This is a genomic window from Lawsonibacter sp. JLR.KK007 (assembly GCF_036941135.1).
Lineage (GTDB): Bacteria > Bacillota > Clostridia > Oscillospirales > Oscillospiraceae > Lawsonibacter.
Genome location: NZ_JAYWSY010000001.1, coordinates 19655 through 38443, shown reverse-complemented (window position 1 = coordinate 38443; position 18789 = coordinate 19655). Strand labels below are relative to the sequence as shown.

Annotated in this window: 18 protein-coding genes and 3 pseudogenes; 5 read left to right on the top strand and 16 right to left on the bottom strand. The window is 57.2% G+C overall.

The annotated features are described in order from the left end of the window. Positions 1-57: 57 nt before the first annotated feature. Both ltrA and VV088_RS00260 read right to left on the bottom strand, forming a co-directional pair. Positions 58-1938, bottom strand: a complete 1881-nt coding sequence (gene ltrA / locus VV088_RS00265; protein WP_334598918.1) for a group II intron reverse transcriptase/maturase — start codon at positions 1936-1938, stop codon at positions 58-60. A gap of 714 nt (positions 1939-2652) precedes the next feature. Continuing rightward, complete coding sequence (locus tag VV088_RS00260; protein WP_334598917.1) at positions 2653-3729, bottom strand: MSCRAMM family protein; 1077 nt, start codon at positions 3727-3729, stop codon at positions 2653-2655. A gap of 134 nt (positions 3730-3863) precedes the next feature. Here VV088_RS00260 and istA (VV088_RS00255) point away from each other — a divergent pair, with 134 nt between their 5' ends. The 3 genes and pseudogenes from istA (VV088_RS00255) (at position 3864) to istB (VV088_RS00245) (ending at position 5989) form a co-directional block, all read left to right on the top strand. Then, on the top strand, positions 3864-4475 hold the full coding sequence (gene istA, locus VV088_RS00255; protein WP_334598916.1) for an IS21 family transposase: 612 nt from the start codon (positions 3864-3866) through the stop codon (positions 4473-4475). 32 nt (positions 4476-4507) lie between these two features. Then, on the top strand, positions 4508-5143 hold the full coding sequence (locus VV088_RS22675) for a Mu transposase domain-containing protein (RefSeq protein WP_442913099.1): 636 nt from the start codon (positions 4508-4510) through the stop codon (positions 5141-5143). Beyond that, positions 5136-5989: pseudogene (gene istB, locus VV088_RS00245) on the top strand (IS21-like element helper ATPase IstB). The gene VV088_RS22675 and the pseudogene istB (VV088_RS00245) overlap by 8 nt, the downstream one beginning before the upstream one ends. Positions 5990-6003: 14 nt before the next feature. Here istB (VV088_RS00245) and VV088_RS00240 read toward each other — a convergent pair. The 3 genes and pseudogenes from VV088_RS00240 to istA (VV088_RS00230) all read right to left on the bottom strand — a co-directional run bounded on the left by VV088_RS00240 (position 6004) and on the right by istA (VV088_RS00230) (position 8686). Then, the gene (locus VV088_RS00240; protein WP_334598915.1) at positions 6004-6534 is read right to left on the bottom strand and encodes a DUF4368 domain-containing protein; all 531 of its coding nucleotides are present in this window, start codon (positions 6532-6534) and stop codon (positions 6004-6006) included. 82 nt (positions 6535-6616) lie between these two features. Next, a pseudogene (gene istB, locus VV088_RS00235) lies at positions 6617-7470 on the bottom strand (IS21-like element helper ATPase IstB). Next, positions 7463-8686 carry an IS21 family transposase gene (istA, locus tag VV088_RS00230; RefSeq protein ID WP_334598913.1) on the bottom strand — a complete coding sequence of 408 codons (1224 nt, stop codon included), beginning with the start codon at positions 8684-8686 and terminating at the stop codon, positions 7463-7465. Before istA (VV088_RS00230) ends, istB (VV088_RS00235) begins: the two are co-directional and overlap by 8 nt. Before the next feature lie 126 nt (positions 8687-8812). Between istA (VV088_RS00230) and VV088_RS00225 the strand changes: the two are divergent. Further along, a pseudogene (locus tag VV088_RS00225) lies at positions 8813-9541 on the top strand (ABC transporter ATP-binding protein); the annotation flags it as partial. Between the two features lie 235 nt (positions 9542-9776). On the opposite strand, the gene VV088_RS00220 reads toward VV088_RS00225, so the two are convergent. The 11 genes from VV088_RS00220 to VV088_RS00170 all read right to left on the bottom strand — a co-directional run bounded on the left by VV088_RS00220 (position 9777) and on the right by VV088_RS00170 (position 18496). Beyond that, positions 9777-9998, bottom strand: a complete 222-nt coding sequence (locus tag VV088_RS00220) for a DUF5348 domain-containing protein (RefSeq protein ID WP_334598912.1) — start codon at positions 9996-9998, stop codon at positions 9777-9779. A 198-nt stretch (positions 9999-10196) separates the two neighbouring features. After that, positions 10197-11702, bottom strand: a complete 1506-nt coding sequence (gene lysS, locus VV088_RS00215) for a lysine--tRNA ligase (RefSeq protein ID WP_334598911.1) — start codon at positions 11700-11702, stop codon at positions 10197-10199. Positions 11703-11721: 19 nt separating this feature from the next. Further along, complete coding sequence (gene greA, locus VV088_RS00210; protein ID WP_334600446.1) at positions 11722-12201, bottom strand: transcription elongation factor GreA; 480 nt, start codon at positions 12199-12201, stop codon at positions 11722-11724. Between the two features lie 115 nt (positions 12202-12316). After that, positions 12317-12991 carry a hypothetical protein gene (locus VV088_RS00205; RefSeq protein ID WP_334598910.1) on the bottom strand — a complete coding sequence of 225 codons (675 nt, stop codon included), beginning with the start codon at positions 12989-12991 and terminating at the stop codon, positions 12317-12319. Between the two features lie 73 nt (positions 12992-13064). After that, positions 13065-13685: a stage II sporulation protein R gene (locus VV088_RS00200; RefSeq protein ID WP_334598909.1), complete on the bottom strand. Its 621-nt coding sequence runs from the start codon at positions 13683-13685 to the stop codon at positions 13065-13067. 74 nt (positions 13686-13759) lie between these two features. Beyond that, positions 13760-14620 carry a 4-(cytidine 5'-diphospho)-2-C-methyl-D-erythritol kinase gene (ispE, locus tag VV088_RS00195; protein WP_334598908.1) on the bottom strand — a complete coding sequence of 287 codons (861 nt, stop codon included), beginning with the start codon at positions 14618-14620 and terminating at the stop codon, positions 13760-13762. Between the two features lie 3 nt (positions 14621-14623). Further along, complete coding sequence (locus VV088_RS00190) at positions 14624-15889, bottom strand: DUF1015 domain-containing protein (protein WP_334598907.1); 1266 nt, start codon at positions 15887-15889, stop codon at positions 14624-14626. Between the two features lie 23 nt (positions 15890-15912). Beyond that, complete coding sequence (gene thrH, locus VV088_RS00185) at positions 15913-16515, bottom strand: bifunctional phosphoserine phosphatase/homoserine phosphotransferase ThrH (protein WP_334598906.1); 603 nt, start codon at positions 16513-16515, stop codon at positions 15913-15915. Further along, positions 16515-17708 carry a pyridoxal phosphate-dependent aminotransferase gene (locus tag VV088_RS00180; protein WP_334598905.1) on the bottom strand — a complete coding sequence of 398 codons (1194 nt, stop codon included), beginning with the start codon at positions 17706-17708 and terminating at the stop codon, positions 16515-16517. Before VV088_RS00180 ends, thrH begins: the two co-directional genes overlap by 1 nt. Continuing rightward, positions 17705-18184 (bottom strand): Lrp/AsnC family transcriptional regulator, encoded by a 480-nt coding sequence (locus VV088_RS00175; protein WP_334598904.1) that lies wholly within the window; start codon positions 18182-18184, stop codon positions 17705-17707. Before VV088_RS00175 ends, VV088_RS00180 begins: the two co-directional genes overlap by 4 nt. Positions 18185-18283: 99 nt before the next feature. Beyond that, entirely contained in the window at positions 18284-18496 is a 213-nt protein-coding gene (locus tag VV088_RS00170) for a helix-turn-helix domain-containing protein (RefSeq protein WP_334598903.1), read from the bottom strand. Between the two features lie 109 nt (positions 18497-18605). Here VV088_RS00170 and VV088_RS00165 point away from each other — a divergent pair, with 109 nt between their 5' ends. Then, entirely contained in the window at positions 18606-18785 is a 180-nt protein-coding gene (locus VV088_RS00165) for a hypothetical protein (RefSeq protein ID WP_334598902.1), read from the top strand. Positions 18786-18789 lie beyond the last annotated feature (4 nt).

The following is an 18789-nucleotide window of genomic DNA, read 5'->3' as shown; positions in this document are numbered from 1 at the left end:
ATAGTTTCTTTTTGTATATAGACCTTTTCACCGCACACGGCGCTCCATCAATGCAGATTATTTGTTGCGTGTATGTGAAGGAACCAGTTTTTCCCTGTAACCGATAATTTTCTTCTGTGCTTTCACATCAAATTGGCTGATTTCTTGGTTCGGATTATTCACCGCCATAAAGCATTTCTTATGGAGTGAGACCAGATTGTTGACACAATTCACCTTGTCCAACGGGAGGTAGGGGTTAACCCGGTGCGCCCATGGCGTGCTGGAAATGAGCCAGCCGCCGCAGACCCGGCACTTGAGCTTGTCACGATTCAGGGCATAAGCCCGATTCATAATGAACTCAAAGTTGTTGAGCTTTCCCCATTTTCCATAGCTGATGGCCCTTGCCGATTTCTCCGAGTACAGTTCATCGAAGCGCGCGTTGATACGCTGCTTTTTCGTGCGCTCAGAGAAAAGTTGCCTGCCAGCTTCAGTGTAGGGCGTCTCTTCCTCCTTTTTGGGGATAGTTTTCTCCCATTTGCAAAAGGAAAGTGCGGTAAAACCGATATAAATATCGCGATATTTCATGGAGGGTATCTTTTGCTTATACTGCTGATGAACACGGGGAAGATTTTGCGTTTGAATTGCAGGAATCCACTTTCCCTTGTACTGCGTCAGGCGGCGTCTGGCAACGAATTGTAGCCTCCTGCTATACTTCTTCATGGAAATGTTCACCCAGGTACAGCATTGATAATATTGGATAATTCCCCTGATTTGGCTGTTGATGCGATTGATTGCGTCCACCATTTGTTCCCGGCCGTAATAGTGCGGGATTTTCTTGATGTCATGAGCAATCTTGTCAGTTTTCCGCCTTAATCTGTCTCTTTCTGGAATCGTTCTTGGAATATAGCCTTTTCGCGCTTTTCCCGGAACCACCTTGTATTCATAGCCAAGGAATTTGATGTACTTTTTTCGGATATCTGTTATCAGCGTTTTCTCTGGGGATAGTGTCAGCTTCATTTTGCTGTGGAGAAATATTTGCAGTCGTTTTTTCCAGTCCTCGGCATGAGCGCGTGTGTCTGTGATGATTATGAAGTCGTCTGCGTATCGGACGAGGAATCCTGGAATCAAGGCCGTTCTACGCAGACCTTTGTACTTGCGGTAGGGTTTTGAGAATGGATATTCTGTTTTCTTTATTTCCCACTGCTTGGTAATCCATTCATCCATGATGTCCAAGTAGACATTTGCCAATAGGGGACTAATTAACCCTCCCTGTGGCGTACCTTCCTCATTTACCTCACATTCATCCATGACCCCGGTTTTCAGCATTGCCTTGATGATTTGCAGTACCCGTCTGTCCCTTATCCCCATGTGATAAAGACGTTTCAGGAGAATAGCGTGGTCAATACGGTCAAAGCATTTGCTGATATCACCCTCGACAATCCAATGGTAGCCAGTATGATGAACAAGCAATTTTGCGCGTTCCAATGCCATAGGTGCGTCCCGCATGGGCCGAAAACCGTAGGAATGGGCAAAGAACTGTGCTTCGAATATGGGTTCTAACACAATCCTCATGCACTCTTGTACGATTCTGTCCCGTATGGTAGGAATGCCCAGCGGACGTTTTTCGGCTTTTCCTGGTTTGTCGATATACACCCGGCGTATTTTCTGCGGCTCAAAGTGCTTGAACGCGCTTTGAATATCTCGAATGACCCACGAATGGGAGTGTTGCAGGTAATCGCGCATGGTTTTGGAGTCCACACCGGGGGTTTCACTGCCGTGGTTACTTTTGATGTTGTGAATTGCTGTGATGATGGTTGCTTCTGCTGACATAATTTCCAGAAGTCCCTTGAGCGCTGGCCTTCCGCCCTCGTCATAGACCTTTTTGCTGTGCTGATACAGTTTATCTTGGAGCTTGCGTAATTCCGTTTCGGTTTTCGGGTAGTCGAATTGTTGTGCCATACGCACCGCCTCCCTTCGGAATTGGTGTTTCTGGTTTTAGTCAGGTATGCCTACGGCTTCCTCGACCTTCTGTTCACATACGAATCTGCACTGACTATGCCCCTTCGCTCCGTCCGCCTTATTATTGCGGACATCCTCGCTACTACGGGCTGCTGCCCCATGGATTAGCGGGTCATTTCCTACCCGCGCGGCGGAGGTGCCACTCCACTTACTTCAAAAAGATGAAGTGCCGTCCATGGTTCCTTTGTTCCCTATGCTTTAGCTTTACATATCGGTTTTAGCCCGTCCCTCTAACCCGGCTGCCATCTTTGACTTGTGTGATATTCTGCCAAAGACATTCGACCTTAATGGTTTTCTGCCGTTTTCCACAAATTCAAATTTCAACGGCGGCAGCACCCCTCATGGGGGCGGATGGCTGTATAATCATCCTGGCGTTTACGAGCCGTACTCTCAGGACATATGTCGGTTGCAACAAAACATACTGGACATGACCGATTTATAGCCTCCTGCGGCGCGATACCGTCTCAGATATCGCCTCCGCTCTTTACCGAGCTTCGCACGTTCCATATGACACTATGGACGCACGTCGGAGCATCAGAGTTTTGGTCACCCGTCACACCGGGTCAGGCAGGTTCTGCCCCTGCCGAATCAAGCATAGAGTTCAGATTTCTTGCGAAATCTGCCTTGTTTTATTGCGTATTTCTACGCAGATTGTCAAGGAACAAAGCGCGCGAATTTGACCCCATAGATTCCGTCACCGGTGACAGAATCCACCTTATGAATGATGATGCCTGAGAAGGGGGCGTTGGTCACCGTCAGCGTGGTAGTTTTACCGTCCGTGATGGTGAAATAGGTGGGGGTGCTGTCCAGCTTGAAGCCCTGCGCCGCCTCAATCTCCACGGCATAGTAGTCACCGGCATCCAGCGCCGCATGGACGCGGCCCGTGCTGTCGGTGGTAACGGTGTCCACCAGAGCGCCATCCATTTTCCTGATCTCGAAGGTGGTGCCGGGGATGCGCTTGGTGCTGTCGATCTCGGAGACCTTAATCAGCTCCAGTCCGCCCTCGGCCTTGTTGAAGAAGGTCAGGGTCTGGGCGGCTCCCTGCTTGATAAGGATGGACTGCGGCGTGGTGTCCAGCACATAGCCGCTGGCAGTTCTGGTCTCCTTGGCGGTGATGGTCACGCCGGGGGTCAGGTCGGTGATAACGATGCGCCCGTTTTTATCGGTGACATACTCGCCATTATTCGGTCCCACAACCGCGCCGGAGCTGTCGGTGACGAGGAAGGCCACCCCCTGGATGGGGTCGGTAGTGCCGTCCACATACTTCTGGATGGTCAACGTCTGCTGGGGCGAATTGTAAAAGGTGAGGGTCTGCGTGTCTGCCGGGTTGACGGTGACAATCTGCGTCCGGGTGGCCTCGTCAATGGTGTAGCCGGGAATCGTCCTGGTTTCTCTGGCCACGATAGTGCCGGTCACGCCGGAAATACGGATTTCTCCGTTGGCATCGGTGGTATAGAGACCGTTGCTGGATAGATGGCCGTTGGCGTTGTCCACATAGCCGACGCCAGCGTAGGTCAGTTCAAATTCCACGCCTGCCAGTGGCTGCTTGGTGACGGAATCCAGCTTGCGGATCACCAGCTCACCCGCCCGCTTATTCCAGAAGGTCAGTTCGGGGGCCTGGGAGCCTGCGGTGATCTTCACGGTCTTGGGGGTGCCGTCCAGCACAAAGCCCTCCACCGTCTTGATTTCCCGTGCTGTAATTGATGTGCCGGGTTCCAGCCCTTCAATCACGATCTCACCCTGTCAGCGCCAATGATAAAATGAAAGAAAACGCCGAGGAAAAAATGTAGTTTTGTGGCGGAGAGGAGGGAAAAAAGATAGACTCCCAATCAGGGCGAAAAAGAGCCCGGAAAGGGAGTCAGGAAATGAAAGGAGCACAGTGGATGGAAATCCGAAGCGACAGACAAAAAGGGCTGAGCTATGTGGAACTGGGACGGAAATACCACATGGACCCGCGAACAGCAAAGCGGTACGCGGAATCGCCGCAGAAGCCGGAGTACACATTGAGCGAACCCAAGCCCACGAAGATGGACCCGTACAAGCAGATCGTGGACGAGTGGCTGGAAGAGGCGCCGTATTCAGCGCTGCGGATCCTGGAGAAGCTGCGGGAGATGGGGTTTGACGGAGGTTACAGTATTGTCAAGGCGTATGTGAGCAGCCGGAAGATGGATTTGAATGAGAAAGCGACGGTACGGTTTGAGACGATGCCCGGAAAGCAAGGGCAGATGGACTGGGGATTCTTCGAGGATCACCTGGTATACGAGGACGGGAAGTGGAAGAAGCTGTACTGCTTTCTCATGATTCTGGGGTACTCAAGGATGCGGTACATCGAATTTGTCACAGATATGAGCACAAATACACTGATTCGGTGCCATCAGAACGCGTTTCGGTACTTTGGCGGGTACCCAGAGGAAATCCTGTACGACAACATGTCCCCGCAAGGGGGATGCGATGGCTCTAAGCGGCAAAGCCGCTAAGAGCCATCCAAAAGCAGGTGGTCATCAAGCGATTGCTGAAGCAGGAGGACTCCACGCTGAACCGGCAGTTTGAGGATTTCGCGGGCTTCTATGGATTCAAGCCAATTCTGTGCCGGCCATATCGGGGTCAGACGAAGGGGAAAGTAGAGCGGACGGTGCAGTTTGTCAGAGATAATTTTATGGTGGGGATCCAGTACAACAGTCTGGCGGACTTGAACGGACAGGCCCTGGCCTGGTGCAATAAGGTCAATGGGAAAGTCCACGCCACCACCAACGAGATTCCCTTTGAGCGGCTGAAAAAAGAGGGCCTGAGTCCCCTCTCTCGTGAGTACATCATCGACAAGATCAACCTTAGGCGGGTACAAAAAGACTGCCTCATCTCCTACGCCGGCAATCAGTACTCCGTGCCAGCGGAGTATGTCGGCAAAGATGTGGCAGTCGTGGCCCTCGACAGCATGTTAGCAGCATATTACGAGGGAAAGCAGATCGCTCTGCACCGAATATCGTATCAGAGAAAGGACATGGTTGTCAATCCTCAGCACTATAGAAGGCTTACGCTGAAACAGACGATGGATGCAGAAAATGTTCTGCTGGAACAGGACAAAGTGATTGATTTTCCCTTGAAACCCTCCGATTTGTCCAGATATGACGAGGTGCTGTATGACTGAATTTACTATGGACAGGCTGAGGGAAAACCTGGAAGCCCTTAAGATGAAAAACACCCTGGAGATTCTGGACAATTACCTGGAACGGGCGGTGGCGGAGGATCTCAACATTGTGGAGGTTTTGGATCACATTTTCTCAGAAGAAGCCAAATCCAAGCGGAGACGGGCCTATGAGAAGCAGATCCACTGGATAGCTCTTAGCGGCTTTGCCGCTTAGAGCTATCGCGTCCCCCTTGCGGGGAGATGTCCGGCTTCCCCATTAAGAAGACCTTGGACGACTTCGATTTCTCCTTCCAGCCCTCCATCGACAAGCGCCAGATCGACGAACTGGCCACCATGCGCTTCCTGGAAAACGGGGAGAATGTGGTCTTCCTTGGCCCGCCCGGCGTGGGCAAGACCCATCTGGCCTCCGCTCTGGGCCTTGTGGCGGCACAGCATCGCTTTTCCACCTACTACATCAACTGCCATCAGCTTATTGAGCAGCTCAAGAAGGCCCATTTTGAGAACCGTCTGCCGGACAAGCTCAAGGTTCTCGCCAAGTACAGGATGCTTATCATCGACGAGATCGGCTACCTCCCCATGGACATCCAGGGCGCAAACCTGTTCTTCCAGTTGATTGCCAGGCGATATGAGAAGACGTCCACCGTCTTTACCTCCAACAAGACCTTCTCCCAGTGGAACGAGGTCTTTGCCGACGTCACCATCGCCTCCGCCATCCTGGACCGTGTCCTGCATCACTGCACCGTTATCAACATCAAGGGCGAGTCTTACCGCCTGAAAGAACGCAAGGAATTTATGCGCCAGAAGCAGCAAATCGTGAACACTCTTTTTGAGCAAGGAAACGCTTGATTTTGTCCCCCCCCTTACCGCCGAAAAACAACAAAATTTCTTCGGCGTTTTCTTACAATTTCAAATTGGCGTTGACAGTGTGCAAGCCGCTTTTCCTCGGCTTCCAGTTCCTCCGGCGTGAGAAGCCCCGCTTTTTTCCTTGCGGTAAATTCCCGTTTCTCTGCCTTGCGCTTCTCATACCGCGCCTTTGCAAGCTCCTTTGACCGGGCTTCCTTTGCCGCCTGTTCCTCCTGCTGGCGGCGTTGTTCCTCCACCTCTGCCGGGGTGACGATATGGGCGGGTACTTCAAAAGCCCCGATAAAGTTTAGGTATATGTCTATCCGCTGGCGGCGGTCATTCCCCCGCCCCTCGCCCTCATGCACAATCACTTTCTCGATAAACTCGTTGAGCATGGGTGTTGTCAATTCAGAGAAATCAGTGTAGCGTTTCACAAGCTGGATAAACTGGTCTGTTTTCAGCTTGTCGGCGTTCCAGTTCTCAATCTGCCTCTGCCATTCCGCTATGGACGTTTCCAGCCCGGTCTGTTCCTCGTCATACTCATTCAACAGACTGTCAACGCCGATTTGAAATTGTAAGAAAACGCCGAAGAAATTTTGTAGTTTTTCGGCGGAGGGGGGGGTAACAAAACTAAGCGTTTCCTTGTTCAAAAAGAGTGTTCACGATTTGCTGTTTCTGGCGCATAAATTCCTTGCGCTCCTTCAGGCGGTAAGACTCACCCTTGATGTTGATAACGGTGCAGTGATGCAGGACACGGTCCAGGATGGCGGAGGCGATGGTGACGTCGGCAAAGACCTCGTTCCACTGGGAGAAGGTCTTGTTGGAGGTAAAGACGGTGGACGTCTTCTCATATCGCCTGGCAATCAACTGGAAGAACAGGTTTGCGCCCTGGATGTCCATGGGGAGGTAGCCGATCTCGTCGATGATAAGCATCCTGTACTTGGCGAGAACCTTGAGCTTGTCCGGCAGACGGTTCTCAAAATGGGCCTTCTTGAACTGCTCAATAAGCTGATGGCAGTTGATGTAGTAGGTGGAGAAACGGTGCTGTGCTGCCACAAGGCCCAGAGCGGAGGCCAGATGGGTCTTGCCCACGCCGGGCGGGCCAAGGAAGACCACATTCTCCCCGTTTTCCAGGAAGCGCATGGTGGCCAGTTCGTCGATCTGACGCTTGTCGATGGAGGGTTGGAAAGAGAAGTCGAAATCGTCCAGGGTCTTCTTGATGGGGAAGCCGGACATCTCCCCGCAAGGGGGACGCGATAGCTCTAAGCGGCAAAGCCGCTAAGAGCTATCCAGTGGATCTGCTTCTCATAGGCCCGTCTCCGCTTGGATTTGGCTTCTTCTGAGAAAATGTGATCCAAAACCTCCACAATGTTGAGCTTGTCCGCCACCGCCCGTTCCAGGTAGTTGTCCAGAATCTCCAGGGTGTTTTTCATTTTAAGGGCTTCCAGGTTTTCCCTCAGCCTGTCCATAGTAAATTCAGTCATACAGCACCTCGTCATATCTGGATAAATCGGAGGGCTTCAAGGGGAAATCTATTACTTTGCCCTGTTCCAGCAGAACATTTTCCGCATCTATTGTCTGTTTCAGCGTAAGCCTTCTATAGTGCTGAGGATTGACAACCATGTCCTTCCTTTGGTACGATATTCGGTGCAGAGCGATCTGCTTCCCCTCGTAATACGCAGCCAGCATACTGTCGAGGGCCACGACTGCCACATCTTTGCCGATATACTCCGCTGGCACGGAGTACTGATTTCCGGCATAGGAGATGAGGCAGTCTTTTTGTACCCGCCTAAGGTTGATCTTGTCGATGATGTACTCACGGGTAAGAGGGCTCAGTCTCTCTTTTTTCAGCCGCTCAAAGGGAATCTCGTTGGTGGTGGCGTGGACTTTCCCATTGACCTTATTGCACCAGGCCAGGGCCTGTCCGTTCAAGTCCGCCAGGCTGTTGTACTGGATCCCCACCATAAAATTATCTCTGACAAACTGCACCGTCCGCTCTACTTTCCCCTTCGTCTGACCCCGATATGGCCGGCACAGGATGGGCTTGAATCCATAGAATCCCGCGAAGTCCTCAAACTGCCGGTTCAGCGTGGAGTCCTCCTGCTTCAGCAATCGCTTGATGACCACCTGCTTCATATTGTCATACAGGATCTCCTCCGGGTAACCTCCGAAATACCGAAATGCGTTCTGATGGCACCGGATCAGTGTGTTTGTGCTCATATCCGTTACGAACTCGATGTACCGCATCCGCGAATACCCCAGAATCATGAGAAAGCAATACAGCTTCTTCCACTTTCCGTCCTCGTACACCAGGTGATCCTCGAAAAATCCCCAGTCCATCTGCCCTTGCTTTCCTGGCATCGTCTCAAACCGTACCGTCGCTTTCTCATTCAAATCCATCTTCCGGCTGCTCACATACGCCTTGACAATACTGTAACCTCCGTCAAACCCCATCTCCCGCAGCTTCTCCAGGATCCGCAGCACTGAATACGGCACCTCCTCCAGCCACTCGTCCACGATCTGCTTGTACGGGTCCATCTTCGTGGGCTTCGGTTCGCTCAATGTGTACTCCGGCTTCTGCGGCGATTCCGCGTACCGCTTTGCTGTTCGCGGGTCCATGTGGTACTTCCGGCCCAGCTCCACATAGCTCAGCCCTTTTTGTCTGTCGCTTCGGATTTCCATCCACTGTGCTCCTTTCATTTCCTGACTCCCTTTCCGGGCTCTTTTTCGCCCTGATTGGGAGTCTATCTTTTTTCCCTCCTCTCCGCCACAAAACTACATTTTTTCCTCGGCGTTTTCTTTCATTTTATCATTGGCGCTGACACCTTTGGGGATATCAGTTTTTCCTACGGGGCGCGCACAATTCTGGACCACATCAGCCTCTCTGTTCCCGGAGGAACCACCACGGCTGTCGCCGGTCCCTCCGGTGGAGGAAAAACCACCCTCTGTAATCTGATTGCACGGTTCTGGGATGTGCAGGACGGCTCGATTTGCGTGGGCGGTCATGATGTGCGGGACTACAAGCTGGACAGCCTGATGAAAAACATCTCTATGGTGTTCCAAAGCGTCTATCTCTTCAACAACACCATTGAGAACAATATCAAGTTTGGCCGGTCCGACGCCACACACGAGGAGGTAGTCGCCGCCGCAAAGGCTGCCTGCTGCCACGACTTTATCTCCCAGCTTCCAGATGGCTATGACACCGTTCTGAGCGAAGGCGGCGGGAGTCTGTCCGGCGGCGAAAAGCAGCGCATCTCCATCGCCCGGGCCATGCTCAAGGATGCGCCTATCATCATTCTGGACGAGGCCACCGCCAGCGTAGACCCGGAGAATGAGGCGGAGCTGCAGGCCGCCATTGAAGCGCTGACCCATAATAAGACCATCGTCATGATTGCCCACCGGCTGAAAACAGTGCGAAACGCCGACCAAATCCTGGTGTTGGACGGCGGGCATATTGTACAGCGGGGAACCCATGAGGAGCTGCTGCGCCAACCGGGACTGTACGCAAGGTTCATTGGGGAACATAAAAAGGCCGCTGGCTGGAAACTGGCTTGAATGTCGAGGAGGACCGCAGATGACTGCGGTCCTCCTTATATCAACACCGGCCTGCAGGCCCATTTTGCGGGCTTGAATATCCGCCACCGCCCCCAACGATACCATCATCAATGTCCACGAACGGATGCCGGTGCTGCTGACCGATGACGAGGCGATGCCTTGGCTCCACGATACTGGGATGGCGTCCACAACGTTGGCAGCCTTGCAACCGGCTTTAGAGCGTATCGCTGTCTGATCACCATGGTATGCGCACCCTCTGCCCCCACAGCGTCTCAACCTGGACTCCCACCAGGAACCAACCGCGGCTGTCCATCTCAATGCGGGTAGGTAACCACTGGTCATTCAGCCAAATATCCATTGTAGTACCACAGTGGAGACCGCCGTAGCAGTCGTCACTGTTGAAACGGATATCGGCACGCCCGCTCGGCAGATCAGGGATCAAAATTCCTTCTCTCATGTAGATTGCTCCCATCTAAAAATAGTAAGAAGTACCAGCCATGAGGCTGGTACTTCTTTTGCCATACCAAATCCGTTTCGTTTGTCGTAAAACGGTTGTAAAATCCAAACGTGCATTTCTGACTTCATAACAAATCGCTGCATTTACACCGGATTTTTCAGTAATACGGTTCGTTTTGCTAATTTCTAATGTCAGTTTTTAATCCAACGGCTTCATCGTTGGGAAGAGGATGACCTCCCGGATGGAGTCGGCGCCGGTGAGGAGCATCACACACCGGTCGATGCCGATGCCCAGGCCGCCGGTGGGGGGCAGGCCGTACTCCAGGGCGGTGAGGAAGTCCTCGTCCATCATGCCGGCCTCGTCGTCCCCTTTGTCCCGCAGCTCCACCTGCTTCTGGAACCGCTGGCGCTGGTCGATGGGGTCGTTCAGCTCGGAGAAGGCGTTGCCCATCTCGCTGCGGCAGATAAACAGTTCGAACCGCTCGGTGAGCCGGGGGTCCTTGGGGGAACGCTTGGCCAGGGGAGAGACGTCCACCGGGTGCATGGTGATGAAGGTGGGCTGGACCAGCTTGTCCTCCACCCGCTGGTCGAAGCACTCGTACAGGGCGTTGCCCCAGGTCTTGTCCGCCGTTTCGGGCAGCTCCACGCCGATGGCCTTGGCGGCGGCCACCGCCTCCTCGTCGGAGGAAATGGCCATAAAGTCGATGCCGCAGTACTGCTTCACCGCCTCGTGCATGGGCATCCGGGGCCAGCCGGGGGTCAGGTCGATGTCCTCCCCCTGCCACTGGACCTGGTAGGTGCCCAGAAGCTTCTGGGCGGCGGAGGACAGCAGATCCTCGAACAGGTCCATCATGTCGTTGAAGTCGGCATAGGCCTGGTACAGCTCGATGGTGGTGAACTCCGGGTTGTGTTTGGGGTCCATGCCCTCGTTGCGGAAAATGCGGCCGATCTCATACACCCGGTCCATGCCGCCCACGATGAGCCGCTTCAGGGGCAGCTCGGTGGCGATGCGCATGTACATATCGATGTCCAGAGTATTGTGGTGGGTGATGAAGGGCCGGGCGGTGGCTCCGCCGGAGATGGTGTTCAAAACGGGGGTTTCCACCTCGATAAAGCCCCGGCCGTCCATAAAGTCCCGGACGTGCTTGATAAACTGGGAGCGGATGATGAAATTGCGCTTCACCTCCGGGTTGACGATCAGGTCCACGTACCGCTGGCGGTAGCGCAGCTCGGTGTTGGTCAGGCCGTGGAACTTCTCCGGCAGGGGCAGCAGGGACTTGGACAGCAGGGTGACATTGACCAACCGGACGGACATCTCCCCCCGCTGGGTGCGGAAGACGACCCCCTTCACCCCTACGATGTCGCCGATGTCGTACTTCTTGAAGCGGTCATACTCCTCCTCGTCCATCTCGTCCTTCCGGGCGTAGAGCTGGATGCGGCCGCTCTTGTCCTGGAGGTCGCAGAAGGACACCTTGCCCATCCCCCGCTTGGACATGAGCCGTCCGGCGATGGACACCTCTTTGCCCTCCAGAGCGTCAAAGCTGTCCTTGATGTTGGCGGAGTCGTTGTCCACCTCGTACCGGGTGATCTGGAAGGGGTCGCTGCCGCTCTCCTGGAGCTGCTTCAGCTTGTCCCGGCGGATCTGAAGCAGCTGAGACAGGTTCTCCTGCTCCGGAGCCCCGTTCTGGTTGTTCTTTTCGGCCATAGTTGACCACTCCTTCTTGTTATCTCTCGATCTTCATCAGCTTGTATTCCACCGGACCGGCGGGGGCGTCCACCACCACCTCGTCCCCGGCGTTCTTACCCAGCAGGGCGCGGCCCAGGGGGGAGTCCTCCGAGATGCTGCCGTTCATGGGGTCCGCCTCCTGGGAACCCACGATCTTGTAGGTCAGCTCCTCCTGGAATTCCTTGTCAAACAGGGTGACAATGGAACCAAGACGGACATAGTCGCCCTCGGTCTCGTCCTCCTCGATGACCACGTAGTTGGAAAGGATGTCCTCCAGCTCACCGATGCGGGCGTAGAGCTTGCCCTGCTCGTTTTTGGCCTCGTCGTACTCGCTGTTCTCCGACAGGTCGCCAAAGGAGCGGGCCTCCTTGATAAGCTCGGCCACCTCCTTCTCCCGGGTGGTTTTGAGGTAAGTCAGCTCATCCTGCAGTTCCTTGAGCCGCTGGGGGCTCAGCTTATATTCCTTCGCCATGAAAATTCGCACACCTTTCAATTCACTCTTGGCCGGCGTCCCCGTGCTTTCCCGGCGGGAGCGGGGGAATTTGGGCAGAATCATACATTCTGTGCTATTATATTGGTTTCCAGCCCACATGTCAAGTGATTTTTATGTCCCCGGCGCTCAGCCGCCCCCCCTCCCACAGAGCGGCCAGCAGGGGGAGGTCCTCTCTGTCCCTCTCCTCCAGGCGGGGCGCGGCAATGGACAGCCCGGCCAGCCGGGGACTGGGGCCGGACAGCTCCAGGGAGACCCGCTCCCGCAGAGGACAGCCCGCCTGAAAAATCACCGCGGCCTGTCCCAGCTCCCCCTCGGGGAGGACGGGCACGCCGTACTCCCGCCGCAGCCGGCCGGCCAGCTCCCCCCCGCCCCGCGGCGCGTCAATGACCAGGCTGCGCACGTTTGGACACAGCTGCTCCGCGGTTCGCACCATGTCCCGGTCCACCCGCAGGCCCCGCAGGGCCACTGTGGCCCGGTGCGGAGCCAGGCCCTGCCGCTCCAGCGCCGCCAGGACCAGCGGCGCCGACTGGGCTCTCAGAAAGGGCTCCGGGTCCACCGGGCGCAGGCCCAGCCCCTCCAGATACGGCAGCAGCTCCTCCGGCGCAAGCACCCGCAAGACGCCGCTCCGGCGCAGCATCCGGGCCGCCCGACGCAGGCGGCGCTCCCTCCAGAAGCCCGCCCACTCCACCTCCGCCCGCAGGACGGACAGCCCATACAGCCTGCCCGCCGCTGCCCTGCCCCGCCCTCCGGGCGCCAGAACCAGCTGTCCGATCAATTGCAGTCCCCCCTCCCCAACAGGGTATGCGGGACCGGCGGGAAAATATGAAAAGGCGGCGCGATGCGCCGCCTTACTGCTGGAAAAAGCCCTGCAATTCTCCCAGCCACTCCATAGCCTTGAACTTCAGCACATAGCCCTCGCCGTCCCCGGTGACCAGAGCCCCCTGGTCCGGCGTAAAGTGACCGGCCTCCAGAGCCTGATCCACCGTCTCGCTGGCCGCCCCCAGGCACAGAGGAGGAAAGGCCACGCACCACCAGTTCTGGCCCTTCCCCTCGCCGATGGTCACCCGGAGGGCGGTGTAATTCCCGGCGGGGAGGGCAAAGCCCTCATACTCCTTGGTGGGGAACCAGCAGTCCTCCAGCGCGGCGGCCACCGGGTAGTCGTACCCCTGCTCCTCCACCACCTCCCGGCCGGCGGCGGCCAGCAGGTTCAGGTGGCCCTCCAGCGCCGCCTGGGCCTCGGCCAGGGTGGCCCCCTCGGGGTAGATCTCCTCCGCCTGGGCCAGCACCCGGTCCCGCACGGCCAGCTTCAGGGCCTGATCCTCGTCGCTGTCCGAATTCGCAATGACGTGGAAGCGGATGACGCTGTCCGCCAGCTCCTGCTGCTCCCGGCCCAGCCAGCTCCCCGCCACCACCGCGATCAGCACGCCGAACATCAGCGCAGCCTCCCAGGTTTTCAGTTTCCGATCCATATGTCCTCCTCCGGCGGCAAAAAAAGCCGCCTGTACCGTAAGATTTCTTACAGTATAGGCGGTTTTTTACACGTTTAAACCGTCCGGGTCAAAAAAACTTCCCCGCCAACGCCCGTCAGCCGCTCCTGGGCCTCCCGGGCCAGAGCCTCGCTGTCGAACAGGCCGAAGGCGGTGGGACCGGTGCCGCTCATGCTGGCTCCCAGTGCTCCGCACTGGATGAGGACATTCTTGATGTCGTTCACCCGGCTCCGCTGGCGCTCCGGGAGAGCGTCCTCAAAGACGTTATACATCCGCCGGGCCACCCCCACCAGGTCCTGCTCCTCCAGGGCGGCGATCACCCCCTGGGTATCCGGGCGGCAGCGCAGCTTCACGCTGTCGATCTTGGCGAACAGCGCCGGGGTGGAGATGGAGAATTCCGGCTTGCACAGCACCACCCAGCACGGGGGCAGAGGGGGCAGCGGTGTGAGGACCTCCCCCCGCCCCTCGGCCAGGGCGGTCCCTCCGGTCACACAGTAGGGCACGTCGGAACCCACCCGCTCCCCGATCCGGGCCAGCTGAGCCGGGGACAGGCCGGCCCCCTCCAGCTCGTTCAGCGCCCGGAGGACGGCGGCGGCGTCGCTGCTCCCCCCGGCCATCCCGGCACAGACGGGGATGTGCTTGTCAATGGTGATATCCAGCCCCTGGGACGCGTTCCCCTGGGCCTCCCACCAGCGCAGGGCGGCCTGGGCGGCCAGGTTTTTCGCGTTGTTGGGCAGAAAATGGAGGTTGGTGCTCACCCGCAGCTCCCCCGAGCCGCTCCGTGTGATGTCCAGAAGGTCGGCCAACTCCACCGACTGCATGATCATCCGCATGTCATGGTAGCCGTCGGGACGCCTGCCCAGCACGTCCAGGGTCAGATTCAGCTTTGCGTTGGCTTCCACCCGCATGGCGGCCATCCCTCACCTTCTGATTTTTCGGGCCTCCAGATAGAACCGCTTGTCCTGGGCCTCCCCCATGGAGAAGGTCTTGCGGGGCAGAACACCGTCCCGGACAATGGTATCAAACAGTTCCGCCCAATCCGGGGCGGGCAGCAGAAAGGCAATGGCGTCCTCCCGCTCGCCGGCCAGGGCCCGGGCCTCGTCCTCCCCGTGGATGTAGTCCACCCGGGCCCTGGGGTGGGCGGCTATGTACTGGTCCAGAAAGCTTTGGAGGGTGCCCACCGGAAGGCTGGCCTCGGGCCGGGTGACGGTGACCGTCCCCTGGCTCCACCGGTTGATGACATAGGACAGGGTGTGTCCCTCGCCGGCGCCCTGCACCGTGGAGGGGTAATGGTCCATCAGAGCCTCCAGCAGCTCCTCCGGCTTCACGCCGAACACCACCCGGTGAATGGCCTCGATCTCCACCGAGCCGTCATAGAAGTTGACCAGCTCGCACAGGGCGTACCGGGAGGGCAGTTCGGGCCACTGGGACGGGTCGGTCAGCCCCTTGCGCCGCTCGTAGCAGGCCTTGGCGGCGGCCAGGGAGTGGTTGCCGTCCCCCACGGCGAAGAGCAGGCCGTCCCGCTCCCGGTCCGCCCATGTCTTCCGCTCCCGGATGGCCTGGGCGGTCTGCTCCTGCTGCTCCTGGGTGAGCAGCCAGCCCTTTATATGGCCGCCCCCCTCCATCAGTTCAAAGTCGTAGAGGAGCTCCATCTCCCCCGTCTGGCCGGACAGGGGAGGGATGATATCGTTGCAGTCGGCCAGCAGCATGGCGTGGGGCAGCTCGATGGGCGCGTTTTTCCGCACCGCCACCCGGGGCGGGATGCGGGCCATCACCGTACCCTCGGTGGCCCGGACGGCGGCCTTGGACCCTGGCTCGTAGTCATACTGCTCCAGATCCACCATGCCCACCAGCCCCCGGCGGACGCCGCCGTTGGACAGGGTGCGCTCCACATAGATCAGGGCGTCGGGGTACTCCCGAAAACGGCCCTCCCGGAGGTAACGGCTCATATTGCTGTTGATCTCCATGATGTCCGTCTCTACGCTGGGACCCTCCAGGCAGCTCTCGGGCAGAATCATCCGCAGAGCGGAGGGGGCCCGGCCCACCCGCTCCTCCACCCGCTGCCAGTACTCGGGCCGGGAGGTGTACTGGTCGCAGGCCACCACCGACCACAGGGTCAGGTCGCAGTCCTGGGGCAGTAAAATGCTGGCGGGCTTGAAGGGCAAATCTCGAAACATAATGCTCATCTCTCTCAACTCATTTTACAGTGTCAGTGCAGGGCTCCCTCAATGGCGGCCAGCAGCTCGGCGAACTCCTCAAAGGCGGGCAGCTCGGGGTGGGCGGCCTTGATGGTGCCGGTGGACTTGAACAAAAAGCCCGCCTTGCTGGCCTGGATCATGGCCAGGTCGTTGAAGCTGTCCCCGGCGGCGATGGTGTCGTAGCCCATGGACTGGAGGGCCTTCACCGTGGTCAGCTTGGACTTCTCGCAGCGCATCTGATAGCCGGTGATGGCTCCATCCTCCCCAACCTCCAGGGTGTTGCAGAGGATGGTGGGCCAGTTCAGCTTCTTCATCAGCGGTTTTGCAAACTGCTCGAAGGTGTCGCTTAAAATGACCACCTGGGTCTCAGACCGGAGCTTGTCCAGAAACTCCCTGGCTCCAGGCAGGGGGTCGATTTTGGCAATCACCGCCTGGATCTCCTTCAGGCCCAGGCCGTGCTCCTTCAGGATGCCCAGCCGCCAGGTCATCAGCTTGTCGTAGTCGGGCTCGTCCCGGGTGGTGCGGCGCAGCTCGGGGATGCCGCTCTCCTCCGAAAAGGCGATCCAAATTTCGGGAACCAGAACCCCCTCCATATCCAAACAGACGATATTCATCAAATACTCTCCTCTTTTCCCTGTTTTCTTCTCAAATTGGTGAGGAAATTGTCCATCCGGGCCACGGCCTCGGCGATGTCCTTCATGGAGGCGGCGTAGCAGGCCCGGACAAAGCCCTCCCCGCCCGGTCCGAAGGCGGAGCCGGGGATGACGGCCACCTTCTCCTCCAGCAGGAATGTTTCGCAGAACTCCTCCGAGGTCAGCCCGGTGGAGCGGATATCGGGGAAGACATAGAACGCCCCCTTGGGTTCGAAGCAGTCCAGGCCGATGCGGTTCAGGTTTTCCACCAGATACCGGCGGCGGCGGTCGTACTCCTCCCGCATGTGCTCGATGTCCGGATCGCCGCTGCGCATGGCCTCCACGGCGGCGTACTGGCTGGTGGTGGGGGCGGACATGATGCCGAACTGGTGCAGCTTGGTCATGGCGGCGATGATGGGCTTGGGGGCGCAGACGTAGCCCATCCGCCAGCCCGTCATGGCGTGGCTCTTGGAGAAGCCGTTGACCACCACCGTGCGGTCGTACAGGCTGGTCAGGTTGGCTGGGGAGACGTGGCGGCGGCCGTAGGTCAGCTCGGCGTAGATCTCGTCGGAGATGACCATGATGCCAGTACCCTCCAGCACCTGGGCGACGGCCTCCAGGTCCTTGCGGTCCATAGTCCCCCCGGTGGGATTGCAGGGGAAGGGCAGCACCAGCACCTTGGTTTTCTCAGTGATGGCCGCCTTCAGCTCCTCGGGGGTGAGGCGGAACTGGTTTTCCGCCTTCAGCTCCAGGTATTTGGGCACGCCCCCCGCCATCTCGGCCAGAGGGCCGTAGCACACGAAGGAGGGGGCGGGCACGATGACCTCGTCCCCCGGATCGACCAGCACCCGCAGGGCCAGGTCGATGGCCTCGCTGCCCCCCACAGTGACCAGGATCTGTCCGGCATAGTCGTACTGGAGGTCAAACCGGCGGTTCAGGTAGGCGGCGATCTCCCGGCGGAGCTGGAGCATGCCGGCGTTGGAGGTGTATTTGGTATGGCCCCGCTCCAGGGAGTAAATGCCCGCGTCCCGGATGTGCCAGGGGGTGACGAAGTCGGGTTCACCGATGCCCAGGGAGATGGCGTCGGTCATCTCCTCCAGGATGTCAAAAAACTTCCGGATGCCGGAGGGCTTGATGTTCTGTATTTTTTGGTTGAGGATGCTGTCATAATTCATACGAAGATGTACTCCCTTTCCTCCGGGTCCTGGGGGCGGAACACCAGATGTTTTTCCTTGTATTTTTTCAGAATAAAGTGGGTAGCCGTACCGGTGACGCCCTGGATGGGGGCCAGCCGCTCGCCCACAAATTGAGCCACCTCCCGCAGGGTCCGGCCCGAAATGATGACGGTCAGGTCGAAGGAGCCGCTCATGAGATACATACTCTCCACCTCGTCGTACTGGTAGATGCGCTCCGCAATGCGGTCAAAGCCGTCAATGGACTGGGGGGTGACGTTGACCTCAATGAGGGCGGTCACCGTCTCCCTGCGCACCCGGTCCCAGTCGACGATGGCCTGATAGCCCAGGATGGTGCGGTCGTCCTCGTATTGCTTGACGGCGGCCTTAGCCTCCGCCTCGGTCACTCCTGCGGCGGCGGCCAGCGCCGAGATGGGCATGGTGCAGTCCTGCTCCAGCAGTTCCAGCAGCTTTTCCATGATATTCCTCCTCATCATGTGGTCAGTATTTCACTAGTATACATTATACACGCTGTTATAGAGAAAAACAATCCCAAACACAAAATAAGTCCCCGGTTTTCACCGGGGATTCCTTTGATTGCTCAGACCCAGAATATAATCCGTGCTCGTCTGGTAATACTTCGCCAACTTGATCAGCGCCCAGACAGGAATCTCCCGGATTCCTTTCTCATAGCGGCGGTACACCTCCCGCTTGCAGGATAGCACGTCCGCAATCTCCGCCTGAGTTTTATCCGCATCGATCCGCAGGTCCTCTAATCGCTGAAACTGCATAGCGGCATCCCCCTTTCGGGTAATGCTACTATTTTGTTGCATTTCAGCTGGCGGTATGCCACCATATAGTGGCTTAATTTTTTGAATCTTCAGAAAAGGCGGGATAACTATGCCAGACTACAAAGAAATGTACCTGAAGCTTTTTCGTGCGTCCAATCAGGCTATCGAAATTCTGATTTCGGCCCAACAGGAGTGCGAGGAACTATACTGCGCTGCGGCAGATTCTGAAATACAGGTGCTGGATTTCATGAATACAAAAAACAAGTCCCCGGACAAACCGGAGACTTGAACAT

Coding starts and splice junctions, on each gene's coding strand:
- thrH (WP_334598906.1), bottom strand. CDS start 16,515: ATGAATATCGTCTGTTTGGATATGGAGGGGGTTCTGGTTCCCGAAATT.
- VV088_RS00190 (WP_334598907.1), bottom strand. CDS start 15,889: ATGAGCATTATGTTTCGAGATTTGCCCTTCAAGCCCGCCAGCATTTTA.
- VV088_RS00175 (WP_334598904.1), bottom strand. CDS start 18,184: ATGGAAAAGCTGCTGGAACTGCTGGAGCAGGACTGCACCATGCCCATC.
- VV088_RS00170 (WP_334598903.1), bottom strand. CDS start 18,496: ATGCAGTTTCAGCGATTAGAGGACCTGCGGATCGATGCGGATAAAACT.
- istA (WP_334598916.1), top strand. CDS start 3,864: ATGAAAGGAGCACAGTGGATGGAAATCCGAAGCGACAGACAAAAAGGG.
- ispE (WP_334598908.1), bottom strand. CDS start 14,620: ATGGCCGCCATGCGGGTGGAAGCCAACGCAAAGCTGAATCTGACCCTG.
- lysS (WP_334598911.1), bottom strand. CDS start 11,702: ATGGCCGAAAAGAACAACCAGAACGGGGCTCCGGAGCAGGAGAACCTG.
- ltrA (WP_334598918.1), bottom strand. CDS start 1,938: ATGGCACAACAATTCGACTACCCGAAAACCGAAACGGAATTACGCAAG.
- istA (WP_334598913.1), bottom strand. CDS start 8,686: ATGAAAGGAGCACAGTGGATGGAAATCCGAAGCGACAGACAAAAAGGG.
- VV088_RS00220 (WP_334598912.1), bottom strand. CDS start 9,998: ATGAGAGAAGGAATTTTGATCCCTGATCTGCCGAGCGGGCGTGCCGAT.
- VV088_RS00180 (WP_334598905.1), bottom strand. CDS start 17,708: ATGAATTATGACAGCATCCTCAACCAAAAAATACAGAACATCAAGCCC.
- VV088_RS00200 (WP_334598909.1), bottom strand. CDS start 13,685: ATGGATCGGAAACTGAAAACCTGGGAGGCTGCGCTGATGTTCGGCGTG.
- VV088_RS00165 (WP_334598902.1), top strand. CDS start 18,606: ATGCCAGACTACAAAGAAATGTACCTGAAGCTTTTTCGTGCGTCCAAT.